General features: G+C 63.1%; 14 protein-coding genes. 2 read left to right on the top strand and 12 right to left on the bottom strand.

What is annotated here, in order from left to right; genetic code table 11:
* Positions 1-17: 17 nt before the first annotated feature.
* Positions 18-2,126, bottom strand: coding sequence for a DEAD/DEAH box helicase (locus K1X12_RS01075; RefSeq protein ID WP_220985795.1), 2,109 nt, complete (start codon positions 2,124-2,126; stop codon positions 18-20).
* Positions 2,127-2,290: 164 nt separating this feature from the next.
* Between K1X12_RS01075 and hemN the strand changes: the two genes are divergently transcribed.
* On the top strand, positions 2,291-3,607 hold the full coding sequence (hemN, locus tag K1X12_RS01070) for an oxygen-independent coproporphyrinogen III oxidase (RefSeq protein WP_369426044.1): 1,317 nt from the start codon (positions 2,291-2,293) through the stop codon (positions 3,605-3,607).
* A gap of 4 nt (positions 3,608-3,611) precedes the next feature.
* Here hemN and fghA read toward each other — a convergent pair whose 3' ends face one another.
* Positions 3,612-4,457, bottom strand: coding sequence for an S-formylglutathione hydrolase (gene fghA / locus K1X12_RS01065; protein WP_220985793.1), 846 nt, complete (start codon positions 4,455-4,457; stop codon positions 3,612-3,614).
* A gap of 140 nt (positions 4,458-4,597) precedes the next feature.
* Here fghA and K1X12_RS01060 point away from each other — a divergent pair, with 140 nt between their 5' ends.
* Positions 4,598-5,689, top strand: a complete 1,092-nt coding sequence (locus K1X12_RS01060; protein WP_220985792.1) for a glutathione S-transferase N-terminal domain-containing protein — start codon at positions 4,598-4,600, stop codon at positions 5,687-5,689.
* Between the two features lie 131 nt (positions 5,690-5,820).
* On the opposite strand, the gene K1X12_RS01055 is transcribed toward K1X12_RS01060, so the two are convergent.
* The 10 genes from K1X12_RS01055 to rpsT form a co-directional block, all read right to left on the bottom strand.
* The gene (locus tag K1X12_RS01055) at positions 5,821-6,102 is read right to left on the bottom strand and encodes a hypothetical protein (protein ID WP_220985791.1); all 282 of its coding nucleotides are present in this window, start codon (positions 6,100-6,102) and stop codon (positions 5,821-5,823) included.
* Positions 6,102-6,452 carry a DUF2314 domain-containing protein gene (locus tag K1X12_RS01050; protein ID WP_220985790.1) on the bottom strand — a complete coding sequence of 117 codons (351 nt, stop codon included), beginning with the start codon at positions 6,450-6,452 and terminating at the stop codon, positions 6,102-6,104. Before K1X12_RS01050 ends, K1X12_RS01055 begins: the two co-directional genes overlap by 1 nt.
* Positions 6,453-6,493: 41 nt before the next feature.
* Positions 6,494-6,871 carry a VOC family protein gene (locus K1X12_RS01045; protein ID WP_220985789.1) on the bottom strand — a complete coding sequence of 126 codons (378 nt, stop codon included), beginning with the start codon at positions 6,869-6,871 and terminating at the stop codon, positions 6,494-6,496.
* Between the two features lie 12 nt (positions 6,872-6,883).
* Positions 6,884-7,330 (bottom strand): hypothetical protein, encoded by a 447-nt coding sequence (locus K1X12_RS01040; protein ID WP_220985788.1) that lies wholly within the window; start codon positions 7,328-7,330, stop codon positions 6,884-6,886.
* 12 nt (positions 7,331-7,342) lie between these two features.
* Complete coding sequence (locus K1X12_RS01035) at positions 7,343-8,449, bottom strand: S-(hydroxymethyl)glutathione dehydrogenase/class III alcohol dehydrogenase (RefSeq protein ID WP_220985787.1); 1,107 nt, start codon at positions 8,447-8,449, stop codon at positions 7,343-7,345.
* 72 nt (positions 8,450-8,521) lie between these two features.
* Positions 8,522-9,634 (bottom strand): DNA replication/repair protein RecF, encoded by a 1,113-nt coding sequence (gene recF, locus K1X12_RS01030; RefSeq protein WP_220985786.1) that lies wholly within the window; start codon positions 9,632-9,634, stop codon positions 8,522-8,524.
* A 5-nt stretch (positions 9,635-9,639) separates the two neighbouring features.
* Positions 9,640-10,032: a putative quinol monooxygenase gene (locus K1X12_RS01025; protein WP_225907821.1), complete on the bottom strand. Its 393-nt coding sequence runs from the start codon at positions 10,030-10,032 to the stop codon at positions 9,640-9,642.
* A gap of 2 nt (positions 10,033-10,034) precedes the next feature.
* Entirely contained in the window at positions 10,035-11,156 is a 1,122-nt protein-coding gene (gene dnaN, locus K1X12_RS01020; protein WP_220985785.1) for a DNA polymerase III subunit beta, read from the bottom strand.
* Positions 11,157-11,345: 189 nt separating this feature from the next.
* Positions 11,346-12,833, bottom strand: a complete 1,488-nt coding sequence (locus K1X12_RS01015) for a chromosomal replication initiator protein DnaA (protein ID WP_220985784.1) — start codon at positions 12,831-12,833, stop codon at positions 11,346-11,348.
* 523 nt (positions 12,834-13,356) lie between these two features.
* Positions 13,357-13,620, bottom strand: a complete 264-nt coding sequence (gene rpsT, locus K1X12_RS01010; protein ID WP_220985783.1) for a 30S ribosomal protein S20 — start codon at positions 13,618-13,620, stop codon at positions 13,357-13,359.
* Between the last annotated feature and the right edge of the window lie 35 nt (positions 13,621-13,655).

Genomic DNA, 13,655 nt, shown 5'->3' with positions numbered 1-13,655 from the left:
GATGCCCGGCTGAAAGGTCAGTCGCGGGGCTTCTTCTTTCCCTGGAAACCGCCCGGTTTTCCGCCCTTCTTGAAGGCGGGCTTGCCTGTGGGTTTTCCCTTGGCCGGGCCGTTGAAAGCCTTGCCTTTGGGCTTGTCCCAGGCCGGCTTGGCGGGGCGGTCGCGGCTCTCTTCGCGCGGGCGGTCGTCCCGCTTTTCGAAGCGTTTGCCGGCGGGCTTCTCGCGGCGTTCTGGGCGCTCGGAGCGCTCGCTGCGGTCGGTGCCGGGGTGCCAATCGCTGCGAGGCGCGCGTTCCTTGCGCTCGTAGGAGGGGCGTTCGGCGTCGTCACGGTCGCGGCGGGGCTTAAAGCTGCGCTCGGGACGTTCGCCGCGTTCTTCACGGCCGCCGCGTTCGGGGCGCTCTGGCCGGCGCTCGCGACGCGCGGGCGGGCCAGCGTCCTCGATATCGGGGATGCCTTCGATCGGGAAGGCCTGCAGGCTGCCTTCCAGGCGGCCATTCCCGGTGACTTCAAACAGGTGCTCGGCCGCCTCGCGCGTCAGCTCTACATGGGTGTTGCCAGCATTGACGCGGATCTGGCCGATCTGGTCGCGGGTGATGTCGCCCGATTTGCAGAGCATCGGCAGCAGCCATTTGGGATCTGCATTTTTCTTGCGGCCCACATTGAGGGCGATCCAGATCGCATCGGGGATGGCATCACGCTGACGGGGCGCGCGCTCGGGGCGCTCTCCGCGTTCAAAACGCTCCCGGGGCGGACGGTCTTTCCATTCGCGATCCCCGCGTTCCTCGCGCGGTTTGCGGGCCGGGCGGTCTTCCACCTCGCGCAGATATTCCGGCGCAGAGCGACCCGCGCGGACCTTGCGGATGAAGCCGACGGCGATTTCTTCCGGGGTGCGCTCGGCCAGCAGCTTGGCGATCAGGACCGCTTCAGCTTCGCCTGGCTCGGCGGTCAGCGCCGGATCGGCCAGCAGGCGCGCATCGTCGCGTTCATTGACCTCTTCTGCCGAGGGCGGGCGCGCCCAGCGGGCTTCGACCTTCGCGTCGTAAAGCAGGCGCTCGACCCGGCGGCGGGCTTTGGGCGCAACGATCAGTGCACTGATACCCTTGCGGCCCGCGCGGCCCGTGCGGCCCGAGCGGTGGAGCAGCGTGGCCGGATCGCGGGGCAGGTCGGCATGGATGACGAGATCGAGTTTGGGCAGGTCCAGTCCGCGCGCGGCAACATCGGTGGCGATGCAGACGCGGGCACGGCCCGACCGCAGCGAGGAGAGCGCGTTGGCGCGTTCCTTCTGGCTGAACTCGCCGGAGAGGGCGACGACAGTGAAGCCGCGATTGCCGAGGCGGGTGACGAGATGGTTCACCGAGGCGCGCGTCGAACAGAAGACAATTGCGCTTTCGGTGTCGGAATGGCGCACGATGTTGACGATGGCGTTTTCTTCATCGCCCGGCGCCACGAGAAGGGCCTCATAGGCAATGTCGGTGTGGGCCGCGGTTTCGCCTTCGGTGGTGATGCGCAGGGCATCTTTCTGGTAGCGCGCGGCGAGGGCGGCGATGCCCTTGGGAACCGTGGCCGAGAACATCAGCGTGCGGCGGGAGGCGGGCGTGTCTTCGAGAATATGTTCCAGCTCGTCGCGGAAACCCATGTCGAGCATCTCGTCGGCCTCGTCCAGCACCACGGCGCGGATTTCGGAGGTGTCGAGCGAGCCGCGATTGATGTGGTCCGACAGGCGGCCCGGCGTGCCCACGACGATATGGGCGCCGCGTTCCAGCGCCCGGCGCTCGTCGCGCATATCCATGCCGCCGACGCAGGTGGCGATTTCGGCATTGGTGTTGGCGTAGAGCCAGCGCAGTTCGCGGGCGACCTGCAGGGCGAGTTCGCGCGTCGGCGCGATGATCAAGCCAAGCGGTGCGGAGGCGCGGACCAGGAAGGTTTCTTCCCCAGCCAGAAGGTCGTCCGCGATGGCAAGGCCGAAGGCCACCGTCTTGCCAGACCCGGTGCGCGCAGAGACCAGAAGGTCGCGTCCGGCGAGTTCTTCCCGCGTTGCAGACGCCTGCACTTCGGTCAGGCGTTCATAACCACGTTCAAGGATCGCTGCGCGAAGGGCGGCAGGCAGGGTTTCAGGCAGATTCATCGGGGAAGGGACTTTCAGGCGTCAGGATCGGTGCCAATGGCACATATTGAGGGCGGCGGCTATGCTGTGAGGACAGATAAGTAGGTCTACCTACTCCGAATCTCGGAATGCGATGCTAATTCCAAGCCATGTTAGAGTCCTGGATGCCCTTCGCAGCACGGGCTGTGCCCCGTTATACCAGCTATCCGACCGCCGCGGATTTTACCTCTGGCGTCGGCGCCCCGGCCGCATTTGCGTGGTCTGGCGGGGTGGACGCGGACGAGGCGATTTCTGCCTATGTTCATGTGCCCTTCTGCGACAAGCTTTGCTGGTATTGCGGCTGCGCCACCAGTGTTCCCAATGGTTACCGGCGGGTTTCGGACTATCTCACGCTGCTACTGAAGGAGATTGCCCTGAGGGGCGAGGCGATGGGGCACCATGGTGGCATCGGCCACCTGCATTTCGGCGGTGGCTCTCCAAACATTCTGACCCCGAATGATTTTGTCCGCCTCGTCGAGGCGCTTAACTGGCACTTCGGCATCCGGAAGGACGCAGAGATTGCTATTGAGCTGGACCCCCGCACGATGAAGCCGGGCCAGATCCCAGCTTTTGCGGGCGCCGGGGTTAACCGCGTGAGCCTTGGCGTGCAGACGCTGGCGCCGGATGTGCAGCATGCGATCAACCGCGTGCAGCCGCGCGAGATGGTTGTATCGTTGATCGAGGAGCTGCGCTGGACCGGCATAGATGCCATTAACATGGACCTGATGTACGGCCTGCCTTATCAGACGACGCAGGATGTCGCTGACGCTGCATTGTTTGCAGCCGAGATGGGCGCGGCGCGCGTCTCCGTGTTCGGCTATGCGCATGTGCCGTGGTTTGCAAAACATCAGCGCGCGATCAACGACGCGGCGCTGGGCGGCCTGCAGGAACGCTTCTCGCAGGCCCGCGTGGCGGCGATGACGCTGGAGGCGGCCGGTTATGTCGCCATCGGTCTTGACCATTATGCCCGCGAAGATGATCCGCTGGCAATTGCGGCGCGGGAGGGACGCCTGCATCGGAACTTCCAGGGGTATACGGATGACCCTTGCGAAACGCTGATCGGCATGGGCCTGACTGCAATTTCCCAGTTCCGGGAGGGCTTCAGCCAGAACCTGAAGGACCGCAAGGCCTGGGGCGAGGCGATTTCCGCCGGGCGCCTGCCTGTCGAGCGGGGCATCGCGCTGACTGAAGACGACCGCCTGCGGGCGTTGGCGATCGAAACACTGATGTGTTCGATGGAAGTCAACGTATCTGAAATCTGCGCCATCATGGGCGTGGCCGATGACAGCCTGGACGAGGCGCTGGAAAGCGCCCGCGAGCTGCAACCCTATGGTCTCTGCTCAGTATCCGGATCGGTGGTGACCGTGCCGGAGGAGGCCCGCATCATGCTGCGCACGGTGGCGCAGTGTTTCGATGCCCGCTCCCCGGCAATGACGCCGCAGCGTCACGCAAAGGCGGTCTGAGGCCTTAGCCTTTCAGTGCCTTGGCGTGGTGGGCGATGTGTTCGTCCATGAAAGTGGCGATGAAATAATAGTCGTGGCCATAGCCTTCGCGCAGCCGGTAATCGAGCCGCTGGCCATCCTTCTCGCACGCCTTGATGAAGATTTCCGGCTTCAGTTGGGTTTCGAGGAAGCTGTCGGCGGTGCCGGTGTCGATCAGGATCAGGGCTTTCGACTGGCGTTCTTTCACCAGCTCGGTTGCATCATACTGCTCCCACGCCACCGAAACCGGGCCGAGATAAGCCGTAAACGCTTTCTCCCCCCATGGCACGCGCGCCGGGGACGTGATCGGCGAGAAGGCCGAGCAGGATTTGTAGGTGTCCTGATTTTTGAGATGCAGCGTGATGGCGCCGTGGCCGCCCATGGAGTGGCCGAAGATGCCCTGGCGCGTCATGTCTGCTGCCGGGACATTTGCGGCAATGAGAGCGGGCAGCTCATCGGTGATATACTGATCCATCTTGTAGTTTTTTTCCCACGGCGCCTGCGTGGCGGTGAGGTAGAAGCCCGCGCCCTGGCCGAGGTCATAGGCCTCGTCATTGGGGACATGCTCGCCGCGGGGGGAAGTGTCGGGCGCGATGATGATGACGCCGTGGCGGGCGGCGTGTTCCTGAACACCGGATTTTTCCATCATGTTGGCCCAGGTGCAGGTGAGCCCCGAAAGATACCAGAGGACAGGCACGGGGCCGTCTTTCGCCTGGGGCGGCGTATAAACCGCAAAACGCATGGTGCAGCCGAGCAGGGGGCTCTCATGGTCATAGACGGTGAGGTCGCCGCCGAAGGATTTCCAGGAGGAGACTTGGGTGAGCTGCGTCATGGGAGGGGCCTCGGGTCAGAACGGTTCGGGATAGCTTGGCCTTGTGGCCTCTGGCGGGCAGGCTAGTCAAGGAAAGCACTGGCAGGGCTTGCGCCAGATATTGGCATCTGAAATGACACAAGAAAACAGAGGGACGGAGAATGGGCGGATACACGCTATATGGAGCCGAGGTCAGCTATTTTACGGGCAAGGCGCGCGCCTATCTGCGCTGGCGCGGCGTGCCGTTTCAGGAGCTGCCGGCGACGCAGGCAGTTTACCGCGACCTGATCCTGCCGAATGTCGGCTGGCCGGTCATTCCCGTGATGACGACGCCGGACGGCGAGGTGGTGCAGGATACTGCCGATATCATCGCCATCGTGGAGGCGCGCGAGAAGCTGCGCCCGCCGGCCCTGCCGGAGACGCCGGTGCAAAGATTTGTGGCGGAATTGCTCCATCTCTATGCGGATGAATGGCTGACGCTGCCAGCGATGCATTATCGCTGGAGCTATAATGAGGACTGGGCCTATGCCGAGTTTGGTGCCCTTTCCGCGCCCGAGGCGAGCCGGGCCGAGCAATACGAAATTGGCAAGAAGAATGGCCAGCGCTTCAAGGGCGCGCTGCCCATTCTGGGCGTGCATGCCGAAACCATTCCGGGAATCGAGACATCCTATGAGGCCTTCCTGGCGGAGTTCTCCGCGCATCTTGAAGCCCATCCCTATCTTCTGGGCGCGCGGCCCTGCCTGGCAGACTTCGCGTTCATCGGGCCGCTCTACGCCCATCTTTACCGCGACCCGGCTTCCGGCGAGCTGATGAAGCGCCTGGCGCCGCGCGTGGCAGGCTGGGTGGAGCGGACGCATGCCGGCGAGACGGGGACGGGTGACCTGCTGGCAGGGGACGCGATCCCCGAAACACTGGAGCCAATCCTGGCGCGGCAGATGCGCGAACAGTTTCCGGCGCTGGTGGAGACGATGCGCCTCTTCGAGGGCTGGGCCGCGGAGGCATCGCCGGGCACGTTCCTGCCGCGCGGGCTGGGTGAGATCTGGGTGGAGATAGAGGGCGCGCGCGGGCCAGCGCAGGCGCGGACATTTCCGCTTTACCGGTTGCAGGCGGTGACGGACGCTTATGACGCAATGGATGCTGGCGCGCGGGCAAGGGCAGATGCGCTGCTGGAACGCGTGCGCGGGGCGCCGTTGAAGACCTTCCGCCTGCCAAAGCGCCTTGTGCGGACGAATTTCCGGCTGGCGCTGGCATAAGGCGCCGGGCGGAAGATCTGCAACATCAACCCGCGCTCATCCTGAGCGAAGTCGAAGGATGGGCCAAACAGAACTGCGGCAAGCCCCGGCTCGTCCTTCGACTTCGCCCAGGATGAGCCGTCCGGTGCGGTTCAGCGCGGGCGGGGGAAAGAGACGGCAAAGCCGTTTTCGATATAGCCTTCGTCAGGTTCGTTATGCGGCGTGCCGGGTTCGCAGAAATAGGGGAGTCCGGGCCAACGGGTTTCTATCTTTGCCTTGAGGGCAGGCGGAAGTCCGCTGCGCATATGCGCGACGAGGGCCTTGGACCATTCGGCAAGCGAGACAAGCTCGATACCGTCACGCTGGGCTTCTTCCACGATCCAGCGGATGGCATCGGAGCCAATACGCGCAAGGGAGATGGGTGGCTCGTTCATCAGGGATCGGGCATCCCCGGGCCAAATTCGATGATGTCGGAGAGGCGGAAGGTGATCTTCTGGCGCCATCGCAGCTGGGGGAGATCGTCCGGGTCGCTGGCGAGTTCGCCGGTAACTGCGTTGCCGTCGATGCCGGTTACGCGTACCCAGAGGTGTTCCCAATAATAGATGCGGCCTTTGGGCCAGCCTTTGAAAGTAAGGTAGGCATAGTCGCCCGGTTTCAGCCGGGAGAGTTCACTGTGCGTCAGCGGCGTGAATTCCTCGCCGGGTTCCAGATCCTCCCCCGGCGGAACAATCCACCAGCGGCCGAAGCGGCGCCGGAAGGCATCGTAGAGACGGTCAGCTTTCATCGGTGAATGCCTTCCTCTCTGATGTTTCCGGCGCGCGCGGATCAGCCGCGCATCATGGTGCAGAGCTTGTTGCCGTCGGGGTCGCGCAGATAGGCGAGGTAGAGCTTCATGCCGCCGCCTTCGCGCCAGCCCGGCGGGTCTTCGATGGCGGTGCCGCCAGCTGCCACGCCGGCCTTGTGCCAGGCATCGGCCTGCTCGGTGGCAGTGACCGCGAAACCGATAGTGCCGCCATTGGCGTGGCAGGCGGGCTGGCCGTCGATCGGCGGGGTGACCAGGAACATGCTGCCATTGTGGATGTAGATCAGGCGGCCCTTGGGATCTTCGATCGCCGGCTTGCCACCGAGCGCGCCGAACAGCGCGTCATAGAATTTCTTGGATCTGCCGATGTCGTTAGACCCGACCATCACGTGACTGAACATGGGTGTTTCCTCCTATAGATTTTGAACGCTGGGTTTCTGCTTTCCTTTTATCAAAAGAAAATGCAGCAATATGGCCAATGCCAGCCCCACAGCCAGATGGATGAGCTTTGCATTGAAGGTCTGGTAGTTGATGAACATCAGGGCGAACAGGACATAGTATCCATATACGCCGATCATTGCCTGCACACGGCCAAAGAGGCCCACTATTGCGCCTGCCAGGAGCACAACGCCCATGACGGCACTCGCGCCAATGTAAGCGTTGAAGGGGAGCGCCACGAACGCCTTTTCATTCATTGCAGGCAACTGGGTTTGCAGCAATTCTACAGCGCCCCTTGCGGAGGCGTTGTCGATCACGCCCGTGACCTGCGCCGCCAGCATGCCAATTCCAGATAAACGCGCGAGCGCGTAGAGGATGAACGCGGCAGACAAAAAGATCGCTATGTTCCTGTAGATGTTCACACTGAAATCCCGTCAGTAAACAACCACACTCCGGATCGACTTGCCTTCGTGCATCAGGTCGAAGGCGTCGTTGATCTTGTCGAGGGTCATGACGTGGGTGATCATCGGGTCGATTTCGATCTTGCCGTTCATGTACCAGTCGACAATTTTCGGAACGTCGGTGCGGCCCTTGGCGCCGCCGAAGGCCGTGCCGCGCCAGTTGCGGCCCGTGACCAGCTGGAAGGGACGTGTGCTGATTTCCTTGCCGGCTTCGGCCACGCCGATGACGACCGAGGTGCCCCAGCCGCGATGGCAGCATTCCAGCGCCTGGCGCATCACGGTGGTGTTGCCCGTGCAGTCGAAGGAATAATCCGCGCCGCCATCGGTCAGCTCGACGAGGTGGGCAACGATGTCGGAGACGTTTTTCGGGTTGACGAAATGCGTCATGCCGAAGCGGCGGCCCCATTCTTCCTTCGTGTCGTTGAGGTCAACGCCGATGATCTTGTCGGCGCCGGCCATGCGCGCGCCCTGGATCACGTTGAGGCCAATGCCGCCCAGACCGAAGACGACGACATTCTCGCCGACCTGAACCTTGGCCGTGTTGACGACCGCGCCAACGCCGGTGGTGACGCCGCAGCCGACATAGCAGGCTTTGTCGAACGGCGCGTCCTCGCGGATTTTCGCCACGGCGATTTCCGGCAGGACCGTGAAGTTCGAGAAGGTGGAGCAGCCCATATAATGGAAGATCGGCTGGCCTTTATAGCTGAAGCGGGTGGTGCCGTCCGGCATCAGGCCTTTGCCCTGCGTCGCGCGAATGGCCGTGCACAGATTGGTTTTGCCCGAAAGGCAGCTTTTGCACTGGCGGCATTCAGGCGTGTAGAGCGGAATGACGTGATCGCCCGGCTTCACGCTGGTAACGCCGGGGCCAACCTCGCGCACGATGCCGGCGCCTTCATGGCCGAGCACCGAGGGGAAGATGCCTTCAGAGTCGAGCCCGTCGAGCGTGTAAGCATCCGTGTGGCAGATGCCGGTGGCCATGATCTCGACCAGCACTTCGCCGGCCTTGGGGCCTTCCAGATCAAGCTCGACAATCTCGAGCGGCTTTTTGGCTTCAAAGGCGACGGCGGCGCGCGTTTTCATGGGGCACATCTCCAAATCAGGTAAGGGTACACCTAGGGTCAATGCCCCCCTTGGAACCCCCGACCCCGCTTGTCAATCGGCGAGCAACGCGGTGCCTTCATCCACCCGGATATGCTGGGCGCGGTCGCCAAAGGCTTCAAACAGGAAGGCTTCGGTGCCGGTGAGCCATGCCTGCCCGCCAAGCGCGGACAGCTCATCGAAGAGCGCCGCGCGGCGCTCGCCATCAAGATGGGCGGCGGCCTCGTCCAGCAGGAGCAGCGGGGAGGGGCCGGAGCCGCCGGCCGAAAGCGCAGTGGCCGATGCGAGGATGAGGCCGATCAGCAGCGCTTTCTGCTGGCCGGTGGAAGCTTCGCCAGCGGGCGAGCCGGTCGGGCGGTGGATGACGGCAAGGTCTGTGCGGTGCGGGCCGGAGAGCGTGCGCCCGGCGCCAATGTCCCGCCGGCGGCCGTCGCGGTATGCGTCCACCAACATGTCGAAGATAGAACGGAAATCCTCGCCTCGCAGGGCGGCGGCCTCGGCCTGGCCTTCCAGCGTGAGGTCGGCCTTCGGAAAGTGCCCTTCCGGGCGAGCATCGATCGCCAGTTGCAGCGCTTCGAGCACGATGGCGCGGTTGATCGCCATCTCCGTGCCTGCTTCAGCCAGGCGTGCCTCGATGGCGTCTGCCCAGGCCGGATCGACATGGCCCCGCTCGATCAGGGCGTTGCGCTCGGCAAGGGCCTTTTCATAGCGCGCGGAGGCTTTGCCATGGGCGGGCAGGTGGGCCAGCACCAGCCGGTCGAAAAAGCGCCGCCGGTCTGATGCGCCGCCCCGGAATACCCCATCCATGGCAGGCGTCAGCCAGACGAGGCGCACGCGCTCTGCGAGGTCCCCCGGCGCGGCGGGGGCGCCATCGATGCGCACGGTGCGTTTGGATGTGCCGCCGCCATCGACGCTGATCGAGATCTTCTGTTCATCGTCCAGCGTGGCGGCCAGCGCCCAGCCGCTTGGCCCGTCGCGGCGTGACATTTCCGAAAGTTGCGCGCTGCGCAGGCCTCGGCCGGGTCCAAACTGGCTGACGGCTTCCAGAAGGTTTGTCTTGCCTGCGCCGTTGGAGCCGTAGAGGCAGACATGGCGCCCATCGAGGCGCAGCGTGAGGCTCGCATAATTGCGGAAGTCAGTCAGGCTGAGGCGGGTAAGCGCAGTCATGCAGCTCAGCCGCCAGTAGAGAGACCGTGGCCACCCTGAGGCTGTGTCTCGGCAATGCGTTCCATGCCGGAGATCAGCGGGCGCGCTTTCTGGATCGCGGCCTGAACCTGAGGCAGGGAAAGGGAGGCGGCGTGGCTTTCAGCATCCGTCCAGGCTTCGGTAACCCAGATGGCATTTGCGTCTGCCAGGTCGCTCGCCACGATATAGCTGAGGCAGCCGGGCATATCGCGCAGGCCTTCGAGCAGATAGCCGATCAGCTCGTCCCGCTTGCCTTCGGCCGCCACGAATTTCCCGATCAGACCGTACATGCCTGTCTCCCTGGTTTCCGCACAGCCGGGCAATCCAGTCAGCGCCGCGATTGCGAGCGAACCGCCCACGAAGACGCGGCGGTCCATCATGGCTACACCCGCAGCGGCATCACCACAAACCGCGCCGACGCATCGGACGGGTCGAGCACGAGCGCGGGCGAGGCTGGATCGTTGAACATGAACTCAACGTCGGGCGCTTCGATCTGGCTGGCGATGTCGAGCAGGTATTTGGCGTTGAAGCCGATTTCCATCGGATCTGCCTCATACTCGGCTTCGATCTCTTCGTTGCCGGCGCCGGTTTCAGCGTGGTTGACCGCCAGTGTTAGGCGGCCACCCGACAGCGACAGTTTCACCGAACGCGAACGCTCTGCCGAAACAGTCGACACGCGATCGACAGCGGCTTCGAAGGATTTGTTGTCGACGGTCAGCTTCTTGTCGTTTCCCTTGGGGATGACGCGGGCATAGTCGGGGAAGGAGCCGTCGATCAGCTTCGAGGTCAGCACGGCGCGGCCAGCGCGCAGGATGAACTTCGTGTCCGAGACTTCGATTTCGACGTCATCGTCAAGGCCATCGACGAGGCGGCGGGCTTCGCCGACCGTCTTGCGGGGTACGATCACTCCGGTGAGCTTGTCGGCACCTTTGGGCGCTTTCACTTCGGCAAGCGCCAGGCGGTGGCCATCTGTGGCGACGGTACGCAGCACGGCGGCGCCCTCCTCATTCTTGGCGGCGTGCAGGTAGATACCGTTCAGGTAATAGCGGGTTTCTTCGGTCGAGATGGCAAAGCGTGTCTTGTCGATCAGGCGCGCGAACTCCTTGCCAGGCAGCGAGAAGCTGACGGCGCCTTCGTCCGGGGGCATCGTCTGGAAGTCGGTCGCGGGCAGGGTAGGCAGCTCGAACTGCGAGCGGCCAGCCGTGATCAGCAGGCGCTGGGATTCCGGGTTCAGCGACAGCTCGACCTCGGCGCCCGAGGGCAGCTTGCGGACAACGTCGAACAGCGTGCCGGCCGGCGCGGTGACGGCGCCCGGCTTGGCGACTTTCGCATCGGCGGAATCGACGGCCTCGATGTCGAGATCGGTTGCGGTGAGTGTGAGCGCGCCATCAGCCGCTTCGAGCAGGACGTTCGAGAGGATTGGAATTGTCGTCCGGCGCTCGACAATATTCTGGACATGGCTCAGGGCGTCCAGAAGGTCTCCGCGTTCGATCGTCAGTTTCATCGTCGTCTTTTCCGTCCATCAGGGAGCCAGCCTTGGCTCCGTTTCCTAGTCTTGCGCCGGGTTTTTCTTAAGGTCAGATCCGCCTGGATCGGCAGGAATCAGCCCGCTCCGGGCGGGAGCGGGCTGCAGAGACTTAACGAAGTTGAAGCAAAAGCCAAGCGTTCGCTTCGTTCAGCGACTGAGATTGCCTCAGGCCTGACCGCTTTCCATCAGCTCATGGACCACAGCCTGAACGCGGGCGATGTCCGCCGCCAGATCCTGATCCTTGCCGAGCTCGCCTTCTATGCGGCGGAAAGCGTAAAGCACGGTGGTGTGATCGCGTTTGCCGAAGGCGCGACCGATCTGCGGGAAGGATTTCCGCGTCATTGTCCGGCATAGATACATGGCGATCTGACGCGGATAGACGAAGCCGCGCATCTTGCTCGGACCTTCCAGGTCGGTCTTGGCAATCGGGAAGACTTTCAATGTCGCCCGTTTGATCACCTCGATCGACGGCTCCTTCTGCTCGCCGGCATGACGGCGGATGATGCGCTCGAGCATTTCCATCGTCGGGGCGCGCTCGCCAAAGCCGGCCTCGGTGTAGAGACTCCAGACGGCGCCGGTCAGCTCGCGGCCAGGGCCGCGGATACCGGTGTTGAGGCGCTGCATCATCTCTTCGGTCAGCACGAAAGCCGGGTGGTTTTCGGCGATATGAGCCGAGAGACGCTGCAGGATTTCGCGGCGCATGCCGGTGTCGGGCAGCTCAACCTCGACGGCGGTCGCGCCCTTGATCTCGCTGCGCATCCGCTGGCCGAAACCGTTGGCTTCGCCAGGGGCAGAGTCGCCGACCAGAACCACCTGGCCGCCATTGGAGGTGACTTCGCGAATGTTCTGATAGAGCTCGGCTTCCGTGCCGGGCTTGCCGGCGATGCGGTGCAGGTCGTCGATCAGCAGGATCGAAGCGGCGCGCAGGCGCTTCTTCAGATCGCTGGTGTCGCGTGCCTTAACCCCGTCCAGATATGCGGACATGAATTCCTCAGCTGTCAGATAGACAATCCGGCGCCCCGTATCCCGGCGGGCAGCTTCCTGACGAAGAGCCTGCATGAGATGCGTCTTGCCGGTGCCCGGTGGCCCATAGATCAGCGTCGTCGCCGTACCGGCCGGAAGGCCTGCGGCAATACGCTTCGCCAGCGTCACGGCAATATCGTTGGACGGGCCGGTGACCAGCGAGTCGAAGGTCATGACCGGGCCAGCGCCCGACGAGGCGACAGGCGCCTGCGGTTCAGCTGCCGGGGCTGTTTCCACGACGGCCCACGGGTCGTCAACCAGATCGCGCAGGTCCGCCGGGGCGTTCCGCCAACAGATCAGTTTCAGCGGTCGTTCCAGCGGATCGCCGGAGGCCCACAGCTTCTCGATAACGCGCAGATGCTGGCTGCTGACGCGGTCAAACGCCAGAAGGTCGCGCGCCGCCAGAATCATGGCGCCATTGTGTTCGGCAACGAGGCGCAGGTCCTCGATCCAGCGGCTGAACTCGGTTTCCGCCATTTTGTCCTGCAGGACAGAACGGACGTTCTCCCAGATCCTTTGGCCAGTAGTTTCAAATGCGTCGCTGTCTACGGACCCCTCCAGTTCTAGAGGAGAGACAGTCATTCCGTTTCGGTCCATCACCGAGCCCCGTTTCTCTTTATGATCGCTCATCCCAACCCTTACACGACGCGCCCCGGCAGGCCCCCGCCTGAAACACAAAAATACTCTGTACCGGGACTAAATTGGTTGGTCTGTGGAGGTTATTCCGAGGGGAATTTTCTGGCAAGTGCAACTTTTTTAAGACGGGCGCATTTCCCGTGTTGACACCCATTCCCCTCAAAAAAAATTGACAGGAATTCATCTGATTGAACAGGTGAAAAAAGTTTGGAGTGATTACTTGCTTACTTTTGTTCGCGTCTGTTCTGTCAATACGGAGGGCTGGATTTAGCCTGTGGAATACATTTTTTTTGAGGCTTGTCTGGCAAGGGTGCGACATAGCTGGGCAACGCCTTCTGTTACCGTAAGACCAACCGGTTTCCTGGGTCAGTCTAACGGATGCGAGTTGCAATTTTGGCGGAACGGCGCCTCGAGGAAAAACGGCGCCGTGGAAAAGAAAAACCCGCCGGGCGAACAACCTGGCGGGCTATCTTTTCAGCTGCCTTTCGAAGGCCGGCAGCGGGCCAAGGTCAAAGGCTTATGCCATTGCCTTCACGCGGGCCGAAAGGCGCGAAACCTTGCGGGAAGCGGTGTTCTTGTGCGTAACGCCTTTGGTCACGGAGCGCATGATTTCCGGCTGGGCAGCTTTCAGGGCTTCCTGAGCGGCCGACTTGTCGCCGGATGCGATCGCTTCTTCGACCTTGCGAACATAGGTGCGCACGCGCGAGCGGCGGGCTTTGTTCACATCCGTGCGCGCAGCGATCTTGCGCACCATTTTCTTGGCTGAGCGGGTATTCGCCATAACAAACTCCTGGCGCCCGGCGGGATCTCCCTCGG

Origin of the sequence: Hyphomonas sediminis (assembly GCF_019679475.1) — a bacterium.
GTDB lineage: Bacteria > Pseudomonadota > Alphaproteobacteria > Caulobacterales > Hyphomonadaceae > Hyphomonas > Hyphomonas sediminis.
Note: the sequence above shows the minus strand (reverse complement) of the source record. Positions and strands in the feature narration are given on the sequence as shown.